Source organism: Robiginitomaculum antarcticum DSM 21748 (assembly GCF_000365025.1).
Lineage (GTDB): Bacteria > Pseudomonadota > Alphaproteobacteria > Caulobacterales > Maricaulaceae > Robiginitomaculum > Robiginitomaculum antarcticum.
The window spans coordinates 1,115,724-1,134,221 of record NZ_KB823011.1 but is presented as its reverse complement, the minus strand read 5'-3'; the positions used below and the strand labels follow the sequence as shown (position 1 = coordinate 1,134,221).

Below are 18,498 nucleotides of genomic sequence, written 5' to 3'. Positions count from 1 at the left end.
TTATGGCTCTCTCTCCTTTAATGGCTGTCATGCAAAGCGCCGCGCGCAAAGCCGCGCGTCATCTGCTACGTGATTTTGGCGAAGTTGAAAATCTACAAATCTCCCGCAAAGGCCCGGCGGATTTTGTCTCCAACGCCGATAAAAAAGCCGAAGAAATTATCTTTGAAAATCTTCGTCGTGACCGCCCGGGTTTTGGATTTATACTTGAAGAAGGCGGCATTGCTAAAGGCACGGATAAACAAAACACATTTATTGTTGACCCGCTGGACGGCACGACAAATTTTCTTCACGGCATTCCGCATTTCGCCATCTCTATTGCGCTTGAGCGGGAAGGTGAATTAATTGCCGGACTGGTTTATAATCCGGCTGTCGATGAAATGTTTTATGCCGAGAAGGGCAAAGGCGCTTATTTGGACGCGCAGCGGGCAATGGGAGCGATTCGTCTTCGCGGCGCACACCGCGAGAATTTTAATGAAGGATTATTTGCGACCGGAATGCCGTTTCTAGGTAAGCCCGGACATGCACAATTTCTCAAAGGGCTTCACAAAGTCATGGCAAAAACCGCGGGCGTACGCCGTTATGGCAGCGCCGCGCTTGATCTGGCGTGGACAGCCGCAGGCCGTTATGACGGCTATTGGGAACGCGATCTGAAGCCTTGGGACGTCGCAGCCGGAATTGTGATTGCGCGCGAAGCCGGACTGAAAGTCTGGGAACTGGATAATGATGCAGCCGATATAAATGGTCATAATCCGATGAGCGGCAATATTATTACCGCTAATGAGCATCTCATTACCGAATTAAAAGGCTGCATTGAAGGCGGTTAATCTTTGAAACTGATCCGTGTATCCATAGCGCCTCAGCGCCCAACGCGCTGACAAATTCACGTAATATGTTCTAAACTCTAAACAAAAAGCCGCCCTCCTAAGTTAAAGGAGGGCGGCTTTATCATTAGCTATTTTAGGCGGTCTATTCTTCCGCTTCAGCCTCTGCCGCCGCGTCGGCCGCTTTCTGGGCTTTGGCTTCAGCTTTTTTCGTTGCGGCCTCGGCTTTATTGACTTCGTCAAGATTACGCTTGAGGTATTCTACGCTGAAACATTCAACCTGATCACCCTTTTTGATGTCGTGATAATTTTTAAATCCGATACCGCATTCTGTGCCGGAGACAACAGAGTCGACTTCGTCTTTAAAGCGGCGAAGCGTGGAGAGCTCGCCTTCATGAATAACAACATCATCACGCAGCAAGCGCACGCCGGAGCCACGCTTGACCATGCCTTCAGTGACCAAACAGCCCGCAATATTGCCGAGCTTGGAAATATCGAAAACTTCTTTGACGGTCGCGTAACCCAGGAATGTTTCTCGGCGTTCCGGATCCAGCATGCCTTCGAGCACACCTTTCACATCGTCGATCAGATCGTAAATGATTGAGTAATAGCGGATTTCGACGCCTTCGCGCTCGGCTAAATCTTTAGCCTGACGGTTGGCCCGGACGTTAAACGCAATCACAGGCGCTTCGGACGCTTTGGCCAAAAGAATATCGCTCTCGCTAATCCCGCCGGCTGCGCCGTAAATCACCCGTGCGCGCACTTCGTCATTGCCCATACCTTCGACCGAAGCTTTGATCGCCTCGACGGAGCCTTGAACATCACCTTTAACCAGAAGCGGCATATCGGAGATTTGTTTCTCCTGCAATTTTGCCATCATCTGCTCCATAGAGGCCATAGCCGTCGGAGCCGTCTGGGTGTCACGGCGCGCGCGTTGACGGTATTGCGTAATTTCGCGGGCCTGGGTTTCATTCTCGACAACACCGAAAGGCTCGCCCGGATCGGGCGCCCCGTCCAGACCCATCACTTCAATTGCCATACTCGGCAAAGCCTGCTTGATACGGGCGCTACGCTCATCGGTTAAGGCTTTCACCTTACCCCAATAATCACCGGCGACGATAATATCGCCGCGTTTCAGATTACCGCGTTTGACCAGCAATGTCGCAACAGAGCCGCGGCCTTTTTCGACCTTGGATTCGATAACCAGACCGTCCGCCGCGCGTTTTGGATTGGCTTTAAGCTCCATCAGTTCGGCTTGCAAATTAATCGCTTCCAAAAGCGCGTCCAGGCCTTCGCCCGTCTTGGCAGAAACCGGTATAGCCTGGGTTTCGCCGGACATGGATTCGGTGATAATCTCGTGCTGCAGAAGATCGGTTTCGACCTTTTGCGGATTAGCGCCCGGCACGTCCATTTTATTAATCGCCACGATAATCGGCGCGCCGGAAGCCCGGGCGTGACTGATCGACTCAATGGTTTGCGGCATGACGCCGTCATCAGCTGCCACAACGAGGATAACAATATCCACCGCCGCAGCGCCGCGTGTGCGCATAGCCGAGAAGGCCGAATGTCCGGGCGTATCCAAAACGGTGATTTTCTTGCCGTCTTTCAGCTTGAGCTGATAGGCGCCGATATGTTGCGTAATGCCGCCGGCTTCGCCGCTGGCCACATCTTCTTTACGCAGAGCGTCGAGCAGTGATGTTTTACCGTGGTCAACATGACCCATAACAGCAATCACAGGCGCGCGGGGTTTCATATCTTTGGGATCGTCATCGTCACGATCAGCCAGGAAATTATCCTCAACATCACTATCGGCAACACGTTTCACGCTATGGCCAAAATCTTCGACAATAAGCTGCGCCGTATCGGCATCCAGCAAATCGTTGATCTGGGCCATAGTGCCTTGCTTGATCAGATATTTCACAACATCAGAGCCGCGCTCTGCCATACGGTTGGCCAGATCGGCAATTGAAATGGTTTCCGGTACGACGACCTGACGGGCTTTTTTATCCCCGCCGTCGCCCCCGCTACGGCGTTCTTTTTCACGTTGACGGGCGCGCTTAACCGAGGCCAGACTGCGCTGGCGCTCTTCATTGTCCGCCAGAGCGGAGACAATGGTCAGCTTGCGGCGGCGGCGCGGCTGCTCGCGCGTATTGCGGGAAGGCTTGGACGTGGAGGACGGCTGCTGACGCTTTTGCTTTACGCGTCCGCCCATAGCTTCCAATGCATTGCGCGCCTCGGGTTTTGGCTCGGGTTCGGCGCGCGCTTCGGTGCGGCGCGGGGCTTCGCTCTCTTTTTTGGCCGTGCTGGCTTCACGTTCGGCTTGGCGTTTTTCGTCTTCAGCAGCGCGCTCCTCTTCGATACGTTTTTGCTCGAGCGCTGTGCGTTCTTCTTCCGCGCGTTGCTTGCGGTCCTCGGCCTCAGCCTGTTGGGCCGCGGCGCGGTCTGCGGCAACGGCCTGAGCCGCGCCCAGCGCTTGTTTGCGCTTTACATATTCAGTCTTGGACAGGCCCATTTTGCGCGCGGCAATTGCGTCTTCATCAACACGGGGTTTGGACGGGGCCGGTGCAGCCTCGGGCGCGGGCGCGGGTTTGCCCGGTCCGCCAATAACGCGGCGCTTCTTTTTCTCAACCACAACGGATTTACTCCGTCCATGAGAGAAGTTCTGCCGTACGGTTCCGCCGGATTTCGCCTTCAGGCTGAGCGGCTTGCGCCCGCCTGTATTATTGCCGCCGGATGTGTCATTATTATCAGTCATAAGTCTCTTCTTTGCCGGGGAGCAAATCTCCCCCTCTGCGACAGGAGCCGTAACCTAACGGCCTCTGCCAAATTATCAACACTCCATAGCGCCTGTTCAGGGCGCTGCTCGATCGGCCTGCCAAGCCGCAAAATCGTCTAATTCTTCCGTCCAGTCGGGCGGTATAAGCGGCGTAAAACCATGCAGCTTTAGCGCGACGGTGGTAAAGCTTTTCGCCAATTTCCCCTCAGCCAAAGCTGCGTGGGTGACATCATCAAGGCCAATGGCCCCGCCCAGTTCCTGCGCGCTAAACGCCGCCAGCATTGGCGTTGCGTTCCACGGCGCTTTGGACAGGACGCGGATTTTATTGCGTCCGTCACGCGTCGCATCACTCGCGGCAATACGCCAAGCGGGCGGATTTTCACGCACGAAACTTCGCACATTTTCAAATCCGCTATGCAGTTTTCCGGCGCGGCGGGCCATGCCCATCAAGCCGAGTAGCGACCGGTGAAGCCCGGCCTCGACCATATCGGCCAGTCCGTCGGGCACATCGGTTTTACGTTTCGCGCTACGGTGGATATGGCCCTTATTGACGGCAATTTCAACAGAGGCGCGCGTCGCTTCTACCCAAATGCCGCGCCCGCCAAGCTTCATACCCAAATCAGGTAGAACCTGACCCTGGGGCCCGATCGCGAGACGGATAAGGCGGCTCTCTTCCATCACAGCCCCGGACACAATATCGCGGCGCTCGCGCAAAGCCTTACCCCGCGCGCCTGAGCTAAGCTGAGCCGCGATCTCTTTCGCGTCGGCGGTTTCAAATAAATCTGTCGGAGCGTCGTCGGGGCGCATCAGGGTTTTATAGCCCAACGCGCGTTAGGCCATCTCCTCAGCCGCAGGCAGTGCGACATCCGTTAACAAAATCGGCTCGCCTTCATCATCCAGAACAGGATTTCCATCTTCATCCAGAACATATTCAGGATCAGGATCCAGCGCGCTGGCTTCAATCCAGCCCGCTTTAACGCGCGCCTGCATAATCATCATTTGCGCCGCATCCGAGTCCATATCCATGCCTTCGAGAATGCCGGCTTCGTGTACGGTTTCGCCCGCTTTCACTTCGTCCCAGCCCAGAAGATCGTCCGGAACCAGTCCGGCAACATCTTCAACAGTTTTAATCTCGTTCTCACCGAATTTGACGGCCATAGGAAGGGTAACGCCTTCAATTTCAAGAACATCGTCCTCGACGCCGGCGGCCTTACGGGCTTCGTCCTGTTCTTCGGCTTGTTTGTCGAGGAATTCGCGGGCGCGGGCCTGCAATTCCTGCGCGGTTTCTTCATCAAAGCCTTCGATAGAGGCCAGCTCGTCCTGGGCCACATAACCAACTTCTTCGAGGGTCTCAAAGCCTTCCGTTACCAGAAGCTGGGCGATCATTTCGTCGACATCCAGCGCGCCCATAAACAGTTCGGATTTCTCCAAGAACTCTTTCTGGCGGCGCTCGGATTCCTGCTCTTCGGTCAGAATATCAATGGTCCAGCCGGAGAGCTGTGACGCAAGACGTACATTCTGGCCGCGGCGGCCGATGGCCAGTGATAATTGCTCATCAGGCACAACCACTTCGATGCGTGTATTGGCCTCGTCCAAAACGACCTTGGTCACTTCGGCGGGCTGTAAGGCATTGACGATAAAGCTGGCGGCATCTTCGATATAAGGAATAATATCGATGCGCTCGCCTTGCAATTCATTGACGACGGCTTGCACGCGCGAGCCGCGCATACCGACACAGGCCCCGACCGGATCAATCGATCCGTCATTTGAGCGCACAGCGATCTTAGCGCGTGATCCCGGGTCGCGGGCCACGGCCACAATTTCAATAATGCCGTCATACACTTCCGGCACTTCCTGGGCAAAGAGTTGCGCCATGAATTGCGGATGAGCGCGCGAGAGAAAGATTTGTGAGCCGCGCAGCTCTTGACGCACGTCATAAATATAAGAGCGGATGCGGTCACCGGATTTGACATTTTCGCGCGGCAGACCCTGCTCGCGGCGAATAACGCCTTCGGCGCGGCCCAGATCAACAATGATATGACCATATTCAACGCGCTTAACGATGCCGTTAATGATCTCGCCAATGCGGTCTTTATATTCCAGATATTGACGCTCGCGCTCGGCATCACGCACTTTTTGCATGATGACCTGTTTCGCCGTTTGCGAGGCAACGCGGCCAAATTCAATCGGAGGCAACGGCTCTTCAATCATATCGCCCAGTTGAATATCCGGCGCGTCGAGTTGTGCGGTCGCCAGAGAGATTTGCGTGACGTCGTTTTCAACCTCTTCGACCACGGTGATGACTTTTTTCAGCGCCATTTCACCGGTGACAGGATTAAGCGTCGCGCGAATATCGTGCTCGCTGCCATAACGCGACTTCGCCGCTTTTTGAATGGCTTCTTCGATCGCTTCCAAAACAATGGATTTGTCGATTGATTTTTCTGCCGCGACAGCATTTGCGATTTGCAAAAGCTCAAGGCGGTTTGCACTAATTCCGGTTGCCATAATTATTCTTCCTCTAACGATAGGTCGTCATTATTATTATCTTGCGCGCGCGCTGCGGCGGCTATTTCTTGGCCCTTTGCGATCAACTCATCGGTGATCAGCAGCTTGGCTTCGGAAATCCAGTCAAACGGCATAAAGGCGGTTTCGTCTTCACCCTCCAGATTAATCCCGATCTGGTCGCCGTCTTCGACGCCGGCCAATATGCCGCGAAAACGTTTACGGCCTTCAACTAATCTATCAAGTTCGATGCGGGCCAGATAGCCCTCGTGACGGGCAAATTGCGCCGGCGTTGTCAGCGGGCGGTCAACACCGGGGGAACTGACTTCCAGCGCATAGCCTTCAACCAGCGGATCCTCAACTTCCATTACGGCAGACAGAGCGCGGGACAGATCGGCGCAGTTTTTAACATTCATCATGCCGTCGGATTTACGCTCGGCCATGATCTGCACGGTTGTGCGCTTATTGCCCATGACGCGAATGCGCACGATATCGAGGCCCAGATCATCTGCGACCGGCTCGGCTATCGCTAATATGCGCGCGTCCATATCTGTTTTTGTCTTCATTTACACTCCATGGCGTTCTGAAACTATCGCGGGCGTCACGCCCCAATCGGGACATTAAAAAAACGGCGCTCCGTGGGGGAGGCCGTCGTCAGCGTAATGCTTCAGAACTCATACTTGAGAGCTGTATAAGGCAGAATGCGCGGTTTGTCGAGAGGCAATTACGGTGGGCGTATTAAGGCGGTGAACCGCTTTACCAATATTATTTATCCGCGCGAAAGACTGACCACCCCGTGCGCTTGACCAGATGTTCCAGCGCAATTGTCCCGAGCTTTGAATTACCGGTGGTATTGAGGCCGGGCGACCACACCGCAATCGACGCGATGCCGGGGACGATGGCCAGAATACCGCCGCCGACACCGGACTTACCGGGTAGTCCCACGCGATAAGCAAATTCGCCGGATCCGTCATAATGGCCGCACATCATCATCAGCGCCAATATACGCCGCGTTCTTTGCCGCGAGATAATCGTGTCCTGAGTATTAGGGCCGCGCCGTCCGCCGCACATGAGGTAGCGCCCGGCCATAGCCAGCTGCTGGCAATTCATCGACAGCGCGCAAATATGAAAATAAATGCCCAGCGCCTTTTCAACCGGATTATGAATATTTTTAAAGGCGCGCATATAATTGGCGAGGGCAAAATTGCCAAAGCCTGTATCCTGCTCGCTTTGCGCCACGGCTTTATCAATCGTAATCGTGTTGTCCCCGGTGACCATATGTAAAAAGCGCAGAAATTCTCCGATCACTTCTTTGGGCTGATAACCGGCAAGCAGTACGTCGGCCACGACAATCGCTCCGGCATTAATAAACGGATTGCGCGGAATGCCTTTTTCCCATTCGAGCTGCACAATCGAATTAAACCCGCTGCCGGACGGCTCGCGGCCCACCCGCGCCCAGAGCGAATCCCCGACTGATCCCAGCGCCATGGTCAGAGCAAACACTTTACTGATACTCTGAATGGAAAAGGCTTTGTCCGCATCCCCGGCGGAGAACACATCTCCCTTGCGATCAATAATTGTAATGCCAAAATGGTCGGGCGAAACACATGCGAGCGGCGGAATATAATCGGCGACTTTCCCGCGCAGGGTATGCTGCGCCATCTCGGCGGCAATATCGTCCACAATGGTCTGAAGGTTATGCGGCGTCATGCAATTTGGCTTTCAGGAAGGCGTTAATGCCGCAATACTGACGCGCGAGAGCATTCTGTCGAGTGAAAAGGCGCGCCCTACTATTCATTTTCCAGCATCAATAATTTCATTGAGAGTCTTCAATGCCCGTAGTTCCACCCCGCAGTTTTCGCCACCTAAATCGACACATTTTTGGAGATTACCCATTGCATTTTGCCGTGTTTGTTTAGATGGGGGCCCTTCGTAGAATATTGTCGAAGCTTGATTGGCGTAACCCGAATAACTCCCTCCCTCTATAGCTTTCGCTATCCATCTTTTTCCGGACTCTCGGTTCTGCTCAACGCCAAACGCACATCTGAGTTGAGAATATGCAATCTCGTTCATAGCATCTGCGTTGCCGTCATCGGCCGCATATTTCAAAAGATACAGAACGACGTTATCTTTCTTCCAAATCCAATCTGGAAGCTCCTCATGCTCAAAAATGAGCTCGGCCAACTCGTCACCGTTGTATTTTTCTAATAGCGGTGCAACGCGCTTTTTATCATTTTCTGTTATCTCCCAAGCTTTTTCTAAGGGCTGTAGAGTATCTTGCTCGCAAGCCTTGTAAGGGCTTTTCATCCATTCTGATAATCTTCGCACTGACGCAAGAAAAGATTTTTCATATTCATCATTTTCAATGTCGTCATCTTCCGGCAAGTCGAATTTGCCCTTTTCGATGTATTGGTTAACTCTCTCTTGCAAAGCTATGCCATACGGAAAGTTATCCGTTCTTATAAATGATAGTGACATTTCAAAGCCGTCTACATAAATCACGCGCTCCCGGCAAAGCAGAATACCGACTTGATTTTGTTTCCAAAAGAAACACTCCGGCGCGATTGTTTCATCCGGTATAAACCCTATTCGGTTAAACTGAGCATAGTAGCCTTTGGCTAGAGGCTCTCCGTATATTTCTGTAATCGTTTTTTTCAAAGCATCTGCACGTATATGCTTTTTTCTAACCGATTTCGTAGTTGGGCTTAGTTCATGTAGATATGAGAACGTATAAGAGAAAGGTTGGCCATCGCCATTTATAAGAACTCCGATTTCACCGTCACGGAATGCCTTTGGTAAGCGTCTCTTTGGAAAGAACACAATGTCGTAACTTTCCGATTTACAATGCGCGACCAAAGATTCTAGCTCTGAAACTGTATATATAGATCGAAGTTTATTCGTTTCTCTATTGCATTCTCCAATGATTGATTTTGGCTGTAAGTTTGATTTTTCCCATGTAAATCCAAACGGTTCTAGAACATCTATGCCGAAATCAGGTGCAGGCGTTGCCCGATTACAAGCGAAAAGGCCAATGCCTGCAAAAGAGCAAACAATAGATGTGAAGATTTTCATACGCGTTTTGAGCATAAACTATCTGTTTAATCCCAAAACATCGCGCATATCGTAATGCCCCGCGCTTTGCCCGGCCGCCCAGAGCGCCGCAACCAGCGCGCCGCGGGCGAAGACGGCGCGGTCCAGAGCGCGGTGGGACAGCGTCAGCGTTTCCATCTCGCTCCCGAAAATCACGTCATGATCGCCGGTCACCCCGCCCACGCGCATGGCCGCAAAGCCGATCTCGCCATCTTTGCGCGGCTGGTTACGGCGCAGATTGCGTGCATCGGGCGCGGCCTGCCCCCGGCCTTTGGCGGCGGCGGCGCCCAGCATCAGCGCAGTGCCGGACGGCGCATCAGCCTTATATTTGTGATGGACATCTAGAATATCGATATCAAAGTCGGCAGGAAGCGCTTTGGAAGCTTGCTCGACCAGCGCGGTCAGCACATTGACGCCAAGCGAGAAATTCCCGCTGCGCACGACGCAAACGGCCTGCGCGGCGGCGTCAAAAGCGCGCTCTTCGCTGCCGGTAAAGCCCGTAGTCCCCGACACCATCGCGCCGCAGGACACTTCATGCATGAGCAAGGCGGCGTCGATCGCTGATTTCGGGGTGGAAAAATCAATCAGCACATCACAACCGTCCAGCGCGGCATATAAATCCGTGCCCGCCAACAGCCCCGTCGATTTCAGGCCTGCCATCTCGAAAATATCCGCGCCGTCATGGGCGGGCGCAGCGATTGCGGCGCTCAGCTCTGCGCGCGGATGGGCGGCGATTTCGCGCACAAGGGCGAGGCCCATGCGCCCCGTTGCGCCCAGAAGCGCGATGCGTATTGTCTTGCTCATAGCGCCTTGTAAGCGCGGGGCGTGACGCGGTAAAGCGGCCCCATAAGATTATTTGTCCCCCGATTATCCGAAAGCGATTATGACCGATTTATTTACGCCCCTGACACTGCCGTGCGGCGCCGTTTTGCCCAACCGCATTTGCAAGGCGGCGATGGAGGAAAATCTGGCCGAGCAGCCCGGGCAACTCCCCGGCCCGGCGCTTCATAATTTATATCGTAACTGGGCAGCAGGCGGCGCAGGCCTGATCCTGACGGGTAATGTGATGGTTGATCCGACCGCCATGACCGGGCCGGGCGGCGTGGTCTTGCAGCGCTCGACCTTTGATGACGCGCAGGCAAAATTATGCTTTAAGCGCTGGGCGCAAGCGGGCACATCCGGCGCGGGAAAATTTGTCATGCAGATCAGCCATCCCGGACGGCAGGTCTATAGTAGCCTTTATGATAGTGGTCTGGGCACGCCCGCAGTTGCGCCGTCCGATACGCAGGTCGAGATCAAAGGGCTGAAAGGCATGTTCGCCGCCGCGCGGGCGCTGACCGCCGCTGAGATTGACACTCTGGTCACGCGCTTTGCCGATACAGCCGCCGCCGCGCAGGCCTGCGGGTTTGACGGCGTGCAAATTCACGCGGCCCATGGCTATCTGGTCAGTCAATTCCTCTCCCTGCTCGTCAATAAACGTGAGGATGAGTATGGTGGCAATTTGGAGAACCGCGCGCGGTTTCTCATGAAGATTATCGACGCCGTGCGCGCCAAAACGCGCGCCGATTTTATTGTCGGCGTGAAGCTCAACAGTAGTGATTTCCAGCGCGGCGGATTTGATACGGATGACGCCCGCGCAGTTGTGGCCATGCTCAATCACAAGGCCGTGGACTTTATCGAATTTTCCGGCGGCAGCTATGAAAGCGCTGCCATGGCCGGCCATAGCGCGGATGGCCGCGTCACGCGCAGCATGGAACGCGAGCTTTACTTTGCTGAATTTGTCGAAGATCTCGCCCGCGCGGCAAAGCCCGCTATCATGGTCACAGGCGGTGTGACCCGCCGCGAGACGGCAAATTATGCGCTATCTATAAAAGGCGTTGATATGGTGGGTATAGCCCGCGCCATGGCGGCCAACCCCGATATTCCGCTGGATTGGCGAGCCGGTGAAAACCTGACGACTTCTATTCCGCTATCGCGCCTGAAACATCCCGCCTTTAATTCTCTGGTCGGGATGAGCATGACCAAAGCCCAAATGCGCGCGGCATCGCAAAATAAATCTGTCCCCTTATCTCCCAATGGCTTTATGGCAACGCTGAAAGGTCAGATCGAAAAGGCCAAACAAACGAAGCGCTACAAAGCCTGGCGGGGAGATTAAAATTTCGGTAAAAACGGCCGTGCAGTAACGCTTTGCTAACCATAATGGCGCTAATTACGCCTATGATGAAAAAACTATATTTGACCGTCTCCATTTGCGCCGCGGCCGTGATCCTTCCGGCCTGCGCCATGACCAAATCCGCGATTGACCCAAAAAGCCAGGTCAGCGTGACCCGATCCTTTAAAGACATCACCGCGGCGCGCGCCATTAAAGCGCGCATGCTTCGCGTTGAAGGTTTTGATCTGAACGATATCTCCGTCGATGTTATTAACGGCGTCGTCCTGCTGGCCGGCGCGGCGCCGCGCGATGTGGACAAAGTCGAGGCCGGGCGTATTGCCTGGTCAGCGCCCGGCGTCACGCAAGTCGGAAACGAGATCTATGTCGGAGAATCGCTGGGCTTTGGCGGCAAGACCAAAGACGAACTCATCACAACAGCCGTCAGAACGCGGATGGCCGGCAGTAATAATGTGCGCAATTTGAACTACAGCATCGAGACCCGTAATGGTGTGGTCTATTTAATGGGCGTGGCGCGTAACGATTTCGAGCTTAAAGAAGCCGCGCGTCTGGCCTCTATCACACGCGGCGTGACCGAAGTTGTCTCCTATGTCACCATTGGAAGCGAAATGCCCAATGAATATGCCGCGCCGTCGCAAGGCGCGGTGGTGGCGCAAAGCGGCTCGCCTTATGGGGCGCCAACGGCTGTGACGCCGCAGACCAATGACGATACATCTTATTGGGGCGATCCTATTGCCGATACGGCGCCGCCTTCCGGCGCAGGACCGACAGCGCCACCGATCGACCCCGCCGCCCCGCTACCCTATTCTCCCGGCTCAACAGAACTGGACCCTGACGCGCTCAGCAGCGGCGAGCCGATTTACCGTGATCCCTATACAGGCGAGATTATAGAGCTTCCGCCCGGCACGAAAGTTGTGCCCTATCAGCCCAGTACGCCCGGCGGCCTAGGCGCAGGCGGACGTAAACCGCCCGGCTATGCCGCGCTCGACAGCGCGGGCAATATCGTGGCTGTAGCAACAGAGTTCAAAACGGTTACGGCGCCGCAAACCCGCACCGCTACAATTGTGCCCGCGCCGACTGCATTACGACAGCCTGCGGCCAATCCCGAAACATCCGCGCCTCAACCCGCACCCGTTTACTGGAACGGCGAGCAGTGGGTACGCCAATAAAAAACCCGCCTGACAGAGCCAAGCGGGTTTAACAGTCTAGTATTTTAGAGGCTTATTTCGGGACAAGCACAGAGTTCACAACGTGTACGACACCGTTTGACTGCATAACGTCAGCGGTTGTCACAGTTGCGACCATCCCGTTTTCATCAGCCACTTTGACTTTGCCGTCGGACATGAAGAATGTCAGCGCGTCGCCGGAGACGGTTGTCGCCGTATAGCTGCCATTATTTTCTTTAATGCGCATCATCAGGTCAGCAGAAGTTACGTTACCGGCCACAACATGAGCCGTGAGAACTTTCTGCAAATCAGCACGGTTTTCGTCCATCATAAGGGATGATGTGACGTCAGCGGGCAATAAGGAAAAGGCCGCATCAGTTGGCGCAAATACGGTAAAGGGACCGGGGCCGGACAATGTTTCGACAAGCTGGGCTTGCTTAACGGCTGCGACGAGCGTTGTCAGATTGGAGGCCATAGAAGCGTTTTCAACGATGGTTTTCTTCGCCATCATAGGGGCGCCGCCGACCATTGGGTTTTTCACCATCATGGCTTTTTTCTCAGCGGTCATCATTTTGGCCTGCGCTTCTTCTTCGGCCATTTTGGCTTTTTTAGCGGCCATCATCGCTTTATCCTCAGCCATATCGGCCATTTTCTCAGCCTTCATCGCTTTCATTTCAGCTTTTTCAGCTTTCTTTTCGGCCATCATGGCTTGCTCTTTGGCGACAACAGCTTCGGCTTGTTTTTCAACGCGGTCAGCTGTAGCGCAAGCGCCCAGCGCCAAAACCATGGCCGATGTTGTCAGAATTTTTGTTAAATTAGTCATTATATTTTCCTATCTGGAATAAAGTTCATAACGCGCCGAAATATTTCGGCGCGTCTATGTTATAAATACGTTCAGTTGAGCGTATTGGGTGCCTCACAACTCTGTGAAGCCTGCAAATACGGCTATTTTGGGACCAAAACACCATCAACAACGTGTACGACGCCATTGGATTGCATGACGTCAGCCGTGATAACTGTGGCGGTGCCGCCATTTTCATCTTCGACGATGACTTTTCCGTCACGCATGAAAAAGACGAGGTTGTCACCGGATACGGTGGTGGCCGTGTAGCGTCCGTCATTATCCATGATTTTAGCAATCAGGTCGGTCGCTGTAATTTTACCGGACACGACATGTGCGGTCAGAACGTTTTGCAAATCGGCACGGTTTTCATCCATCATAAGGCTTTTAACCGTGGCAGCAGGTAATTTTCCAAACGCCGTATTTGTCGGGGCGAAAACTGTAAAAGGACCTTCGCCTGATAATGTTTCAACTAATTGCGCCTGCGTTACGGCTGTCACAAGTGTTGTTAAATTCGGGGCTGTAGAGGCATTGGCGACTATGGTTTTATAGTCATACATGGCCGCGCCGCCAACGGTCGGGTTGGCAACCATTATTTCAGGTTCAGCCACCACAGGTGCGGGCTTAACTTCAACAACGACTGTTTCAGCGGCCATATTTGTATCATCAGACATGTCCTTATTATTGTCGGAACAGGCCGCCAGCGTTGTCATCAAAGCCGTTGCGGCGAGAATTTTCGTTAAATGTATCATTTATCGTCCCTAGTCATAATTTTTAGGGCGCGAAGCAATATGGCGTCGCGTCTATATAAATAATACGTGTGCCGGACTATGATAGTTGCCTCACAACTGCGTGACCGCAGCGCGCTACGTGATTGCCCATCGGCAAATCACCCTGTATGCCTCCGATTATGACTTTAAAAATTGCATTCCAAATGGACCCGATCACAAATGTCGACATCACTGCCGATACGACATTCGCTTTGGCCGAAGCCGCGCAGGATCGCGGCTATGATCTTTATACCTATGGCCCGGATCAGCTGTCTTATAATGCCGGACGGATTGAGGCGCTGGCGCGGCCGGCGCAGGTGCAGCGCGTTAAAGGCACGCCCGCCATTCTTGGCGAGCCGGTTCGCCTTAATTTGGCGACCGATGTTGATGTTGTCTGGATGCGCCAGGATCCGCCCTTTGATATGAGCTATATTACAGCGGCGCATATTTTAGAGCGCCTGAAAGGCGAGACGCTTGTCTGCAATGACCCGCAATGGGTACGCAGCTGTCCTGAGAAAATCATCCCGCTGGATTATCCGGACCTCATCCCTGAAACTTTAATTACGCGCGACAAATCCGCAATTGACGCCTTTCGCGAGAGACACAAGGACATCATCCTTAAACCGCTATTCGGCAATGGCGGCGCGGGCGTCTTCCTCGTTAAAGCGGGCGATAGTAATTATGACAGCTTACTGGAGATGTTTTTCGACGGCTCGCGCGAAGCCATTATCGCGCAGGCCTTCCTGCCCGCCGTGTCCAAAGGCGATAAGCGCATCATCATTATTGACGGCGTAGCCGCCGGCGCGATTAACCGAAAACCGCTTGAAGGCCAGACCCGCTCGAACATGCATGTCGGCGGGACGGCCCTGCCGACCGAGCTTACGAAAAGCGATATGATCATCTGCGACGCCATCGGCCCGATGCTGCGCGAGCGGGGTCAAATCCTCGTCGGCATTGATGTCATCGGCGATAAAATGACCGAAATCAACCTGACCAGCCCGACCGGCGTGCAGGAGCTAAAGCGCTTCTCCGGCATCGACGCCGCCGCCCTGTGCTGGGACGCGATTGAACGGCGGCTGGGGGTTTAAAGGGCGAGGTTGGGGGCAAACTTACCGACTGTAAGATTGAAAATCGTTCTTTTCGTAATCAGGTGCCGCGACTGTATATCCACGCCGCGTTGCGTATAAGCCGTTGATAACGCTTATCAGAAAACAGATTCATCCCCGCCTTTCAAACCTCATATATATTTAAGCTGTTCTTATCTCACGGGGCAGGCAAGTGATCGTTGGCTGGCTGGAGATGAGGCGGTGTTGGGCCGAGCTGCAGCTAAACGAGCTGTAGTGACTCCCGCCAGTGAGAGCTAGAACGGCGAAACCCGGCTCATGGCCGCTGGCAGAGACATTGCTGTGCTGTGACCCGGGCAGAGTTCAGGGTCACATGTTGGTCATGCGGAGCGATCCGCGTGCCCGGCAGGAACTTTGATAAACGAAATTACATTTTTAGCTCAGGTACTCCTGTTTACCAAAGTCCCGCACAGACAGCCCTACTTATAACGAAAATGAGAAAAAATATTGAGATAAACAACACACCAAACACCCCGTGATCCAGAGCGCAGCGAAGGATCAATTCCTAGAGGGTTCTGTTACGTGCAAAATTATTTAGAGACGCGGCCCCCAGGCATGGATCCTTCGCCGCCTTGCGGCTCTGGATGACAGAAGGGATGTGCGTCAAAGGACCTATTGTTACTTCATGCGACGAAAGGGCAGGGCCAGGCTCCACAGCAGGTTTGCGGGCCGCTCGTCTTGATGCGGCTTAAGCCCGACGATCATACCCTCATGGCCGGCTTCGGGTTGCGCGCGGTAAGTGCGAAACAGCCTGTCCCACCACGGCAGGCAGAAGCCGTAATTGCTATTGGTTTCCTTAGGGATGACGGAATGATGGACGCGGTGCATATCCGGCGTTACTAAAACTATACGCAGCGCCTTATCCAGCCAGAGCGGTAAACGTAAATTCGCATGATTGAACATGGCAGTGCCATTAAGAAGAATTTCAAATATGATCACAGCGGCAACCGGCACGCCGAGCAGCGCAACGCAGGCGAGCTTATAGAGCATCGACACGATAATTTCTGCCGGATGGAACCGCAACGCGCTGGTCACATCCAGATCGCGATCCGTGTGGTGGACCTTATGCATCGCCCAGAAAATTGGCACGCGGTGGAATATGATATGCTGCACATAAATCAAAGCATCGAGCACTATGACGGTGACCACAATCGTGAGCCAAAGCGGCAAAGCAACAAGATTGAAGAGGCCAAACCCGGCCTGATTGGCCCATACCGCCGTCCCTGCAGCGGCCAACGGAAAGATGAGACGCAGCAAAACCGTATCAACGCCGACAATCGCAAAATTGGTCAGCCAACGCCGGGCGCGCGGCATGACCCGCGCTTTGCGCGGCAATAGCGTTTCCAGCATGATGAAAGCCGCCAACAGCGCTGCAAAAACACCCAGACGCAACACGCCTTCATGTGAGATCAGAAAATCCATAGAGGCTATATAGTGACGCGGACGCCGCTTGGCCATTGGCGATGACGTAATGCCGCATTAGGGTGAGATATGACTTATGCCGCCCATCCCGAAGACATATTGCGCTTTGCCTGCGCGCGTGATGACGTCTGCCTTGGCGTCATCACCCGCGTGACGGGCGGCGCAATGCGGCCGGAAGGTGCGCTGTTTGCGGTCACCGAGAGCGGCGGGATGGCGGGCTATGTCAGTAATGGCTGTGTTGACGCCGATATTATCGCTCAGGCCCGAGCGGCGCTGGCGGATGGCGAGCGCAGGGATTTAATATATGGCGAGGGCTCACCGTTTTTTGATATTGTCCTGCCCTGCGGCGGCGCGATTGCGCTGACGCTTATTCCGGGCCCTGATCGCGATATTATGAGTCAGGGGCTGGCGGGGCTCATAAACCGCGAGGCTGTGACGCTGGATTTAGGACTCGGGTCCCCTTGCGTCTATCATCCCCGATTGCGCCTTCGCATCTCGGGGCGCGGCGCGGCGCTTATCGCGCTTGCCCGGCTGGCGACGGAGTCCGGATTTCTGGTCGATGCCGGATCGCCGGATATTGAGCTTAAAATGCCGCTTGGCGATATCGCCTTTACGCATTTGAACGGAACATCTTTGCCGGGGCGCGGGGACGATAAGTGGACGGCGCATGTGATGCTGTTTCACGACCATGATTACGAGCTGCCCTTGCTCAAGGCTGCGCTGGGCGGCCCCGCCTTTTTTATTGGCGCCATGGGGAGCCGCCAGACTCAGGCAGCCCGCCGTGAACGGCTGGCAGAATTGGGCATAAGCGCGGCGCAGATTGACCGCGTGCGCGGGCCGGTCGGCCTAATCCCGTCTCTGCGTGACGCCCGGCAACTCGGCGTTTCAATACTCGCCCAAATTATTCAGACGGCACAAGACGGGGATCTGTTATGACCGCGCTCATCGTTCTCGCGGCCGGGCTATCCCGCCGTTTTGGCACGGATGATAAATTGCTGGCCTCATTGAATGGAAAGTCTTTGGCGCAGCACGTCATTGATACGCTCGCGCCGTTTGAATTTTCCGCGCGCTATGTTGTGACCGGGCCGGATACGCACCAGAGGGCGGCACTATTCAAGGGCTATAGGATTGTCATCAATGACGCCCCTGAAGACGGACAATGGGGGTCAATCCGGTTGGGCGCCAAGGCGGCTTTATCTCATGGCGCGGACCGCGCTCTAATCACTCTGTCCGATATGCCGTTGGTTCCATCCGCGCATTACCGCGATGTGCTAAAGTGTAAGCGTAGCGCTATGACGAGTGTTGGCGGCGTGCCACAGCCTCCGGCGTTGTTCACCGCAAATGATCTACCGGCGCTCGCCACATTAGAGCCCGGGCAGAACGGCAAGGATGTTTTTGCAAAGCCGCCTGAAATGATTGCTCTGGACGCATATTATGCCGGTGACGTCGATACGCGCGATGATCTGGCTAGGCTGTCACAAGGCTAATCCAGCGCAAAGCCAGACGCAGCGCAACGCATAAAATCAGAATGGCCGTGAGGCGCTTCAGCCACAATTCTGATATTTTCAGGGCGGCCACGCGATTGCCGATTAATCCGCCGATCAAAACGGCGGGCAGGACAGGCCAATAGTCCAGCGCCTGTTTTGCGATGCCGATATCGGTCAGCTTGCTCATCTGTCCGGCCAGTCCGGATATTGCCGGCAGCTTTGCCCGGTTTATTGACAGTAATGATATCGCCATTACGTGTCACATGTTCTTGAATGACGATATGATTTACCCCGCGCGGAACGACGCTTCCGGTGAATATCCGCACAGC

General features: G+C 54.4%; 17 protein-coding genes. 6 read left to right on the top strand and 11 right to left on the bottom strand.

Annotation, left to right across the window (positions count from 1 at the left end):
* Window positions 1-2: 2 nt before the first annotated feature.
* Window positions 3-824, top strand: a complete 822-nt coding sequence (locus H142_RS0105385; RefSeq protein WP_033314806.1) for an inositol monophosphatase family protein — start codon at window positions 3-5, stop codon at window positions 822-824.
* 142 nt (window positions 825-966) lie between these two features.
* Here H142_RS0105385 and infB read toward each other — a convergent pair whose 3' ends face one another.
* From infB to dapB, 7 genes are all read right to left on the bottom strand, one after another.
* The gene (gene infB, locus H142_RS0105380) at window positions 967-3,576 is read right to left on the bottom strand and encodes a translation initiation factor IF-2 (RefSeq protein WP_017931083.1); all 2,610 of its coding nucleotides are present in this window, start codon (window positions 3,574-3,576) and stop codon (window positions 967-969) included.
* 96 nt (window positions 3,577-3,672) lie between these two features.
* Window positions 3,673-4,422 (bottom strand): RNA-binding protein, encoded by a 750-nt coding sequence (locus H142_RS14470; protein WP_017931082.1) that lies wholly within the window; start codon window positions 4,420-4,422, stop codon window positions 3,673-3,675.
* A 6-nt stretch (window positions 4,423-4,428) separates the two neighbouring features.
* Window positions 4,429-6,102, bottom strand: a complete 1,674-nt coding sequence (gene nusA / locus H142_RS0105370; protein WP_017931081.1) for a transcription termination factor NusA — start codon at window positions 6,100-6,102, stop codon at window positions 4,429-4,431.
* 2 nt (window positions 6,103-6,104) lie between these two features.
* On the bottom strand, window positions 6,105-6,665 hold the full coding sequence (gene rimP / locus H142_RS14465) for a ribosome maturation factor RimP (RefSeq protein ID WP_017931080.1): 561 nt from the start codon (window positions 6,663-6,665) through the stop codon (window positions 6,105-6,107).
* Between the two features lie 199 nt (window positions 6,666-6,864).
* Window positions 6,865-7,809, bottom strand: coding sequence for a glutaminase (locus H142_RS0105360; RefSeq protein WP_017931079.1), 945 nt, complete (start codon window positions 7,807-7,809; stop codon window positions 6,865-6,867).
* A gap of 84 nt (window positions 7,810-7,893) precedes the next feature.
* Window positions 7,894-9,186 carry an SEL1-like repeat protein gene (locus tag H142_RS0105355; protein WP_017931078.1) on the bottom strand — a complete coding sequence of 431 codons (1,293 nt, stop codon included), beginning with the start codon at window positions 9,184-9,186 and terminating at the stop codon, window positions 7,894-7,896.
* A gap of 3 nt (window positions 9,187-9,189) precedes the next feature.
* Window positions 9,190-9,993 carry a 4-hydroxy-tetrahydrodipicolinate reductase gene (dapB, locus tag H142_RS0105350; RefSeq protein WP_017931077.1) on the bottom strand — a complete coding sequence of 268 codons (804 nt, stop codon included), beginning with the start codon at window positions 9,991-9,993 and terminating at the stop codon, window positions 9,190-9,192.
* Between the two features lie 79 nt (window positions 9,994-10,072).
* Here dapB and H142_RS0105345 point away from each other — a divergent pair, with 79 nt between their 5' ends.
* Window positions 10,073-11,344: an NADH:flavin oxidoreductase/NADH oxidase family protein gene (locus tag H142_RS0105345; RefSeq protein WP_026147818.1), complete on the top strand. Its 1,272-nt coding sequence runs from the start codon at window positions 10,073-10,075 to the stop codon at window positions 11,342-11,344.
* 62 nt (window positions 11,345-11,406) lie between these two features.
* On the top strand, window positions 11,407-12,528 hold the full coding sequence (locus tag H142_RS16180; RefSeq protein ID WP_169331809.1) for a BON domain-containing protein: 1,122 nt from the start codon (window positions 11,407-11,409) through the stop codon (window positions 12,526-12,528).
* A gap of 52 nt (window positions 12,529-12,580) precedes the next feature.
* On the opposite strand, the gene H142_RS0105335 is transcribed toward H142_RS16180, so the two are convergent.
* Together H142_RS0105335 and H142_RS14455 are read right to left on the bottom strand one after the other, a co-directional pair.
* Window positions 12,581-13,147: a fasciclin domain-containing protein gene (locus tag H142_RS0105335; RefSeq protein WP_407689920.1), complete on the bottom strand. Its 567-nt coding sequence runs from the start codon at window positions 13,145-13,147 to the stop codon at window positions 12,581-12,583.
* A 323-nt stretch (window positions 13,148-13,470) separates the two neighbouring features.
* Window positions 13,471-14,118 (bottom strand): fasciclin domain-containing protein, encoded by a 648-nt coding sequence (locus tag H142_RS14455; RefSeq protein WP_017931073.1) that lies wholly within the window; start codon window positions 14,116-14,118, stop codon window positions 13,471-13,473.
* Between the two features lie 158 nt (window positions 14,119-14,276).
* Here H142_RS14455 and gshB point away from each other — a divergent pair, with 158 nt between their 5' ends.
* A complete protein-coding gene (gene gshB, locus H142_RS0105325) occupies window positions 14,277-15,224 on the top strand; it encodes a glutathione synthase (RefSeq protein ID WP_026147815.1) in 948 nt (315 codons plus the stop codon).
* Between the two features lie 654 nt (window positions 15,225-15,878).
* Here gshB and H142_RS14450 read toward each other — a convergent pair.
* Window positions 15,879-16,682: a sterol desaturase family protein gene (locus H142_RS14450; RefSeq protein WP_017931071.1), complete on the bottom strand. Its 804-nt coding sequence runs from the start codon at window positions 16,680-16,682 to the stop codon at window positions 15,879-15,881.
* 69 nt (window positions 16,683-16,751) lie between these two features.
* On the opposite strand from H142_RS14450, the gene H142_RS14445 reads away from it, so the two are divergent.
* Both H142_RS14445 and H142_RS16175 read left to right on the top strand, forming a co-directional pair.
* Complete coding sequence (locus H142_RS14445) at window positions 16,752-17,618, top strand: XdhC family protein (protein ID WP_017931070.1); 867 nt, start codon at window positions 16,752-16,754, stop codon at window positions 17,616-17,618.
* Window positions 17,615-18,169: a nucleotidyltransferase family protein gene (locus tag H142_RS16175; protein WP_017931069.1), complete on the top strand. Its 555-nt coding sequence runs from the start codon at window positions 17,615-17,617 to the stop codon at window positions 18,167-18,169. Before H142_RS14445 ends, H142_RS16175 begins: the two co-directional genes overlap by 4 nt.
* Here H142_RS16175 and H142_RS0105305 read toward each other — a convergent pair.
* Window positions 18,150-18,422, bottom strand: a complete 273-nt coding sequence (locus H142_RS0105305; protein WP_017931068.1) for a hypothetical protein — start codon at window positions 18,420-18,422, stop codon at window positions 18,150-18,152. The genes H142_RS16175 and H142_RS0105305 overlap by 20 nt on opposite strands.
* Window positions 18,423-18,498 lie beyond the last annotated feature (76 nt).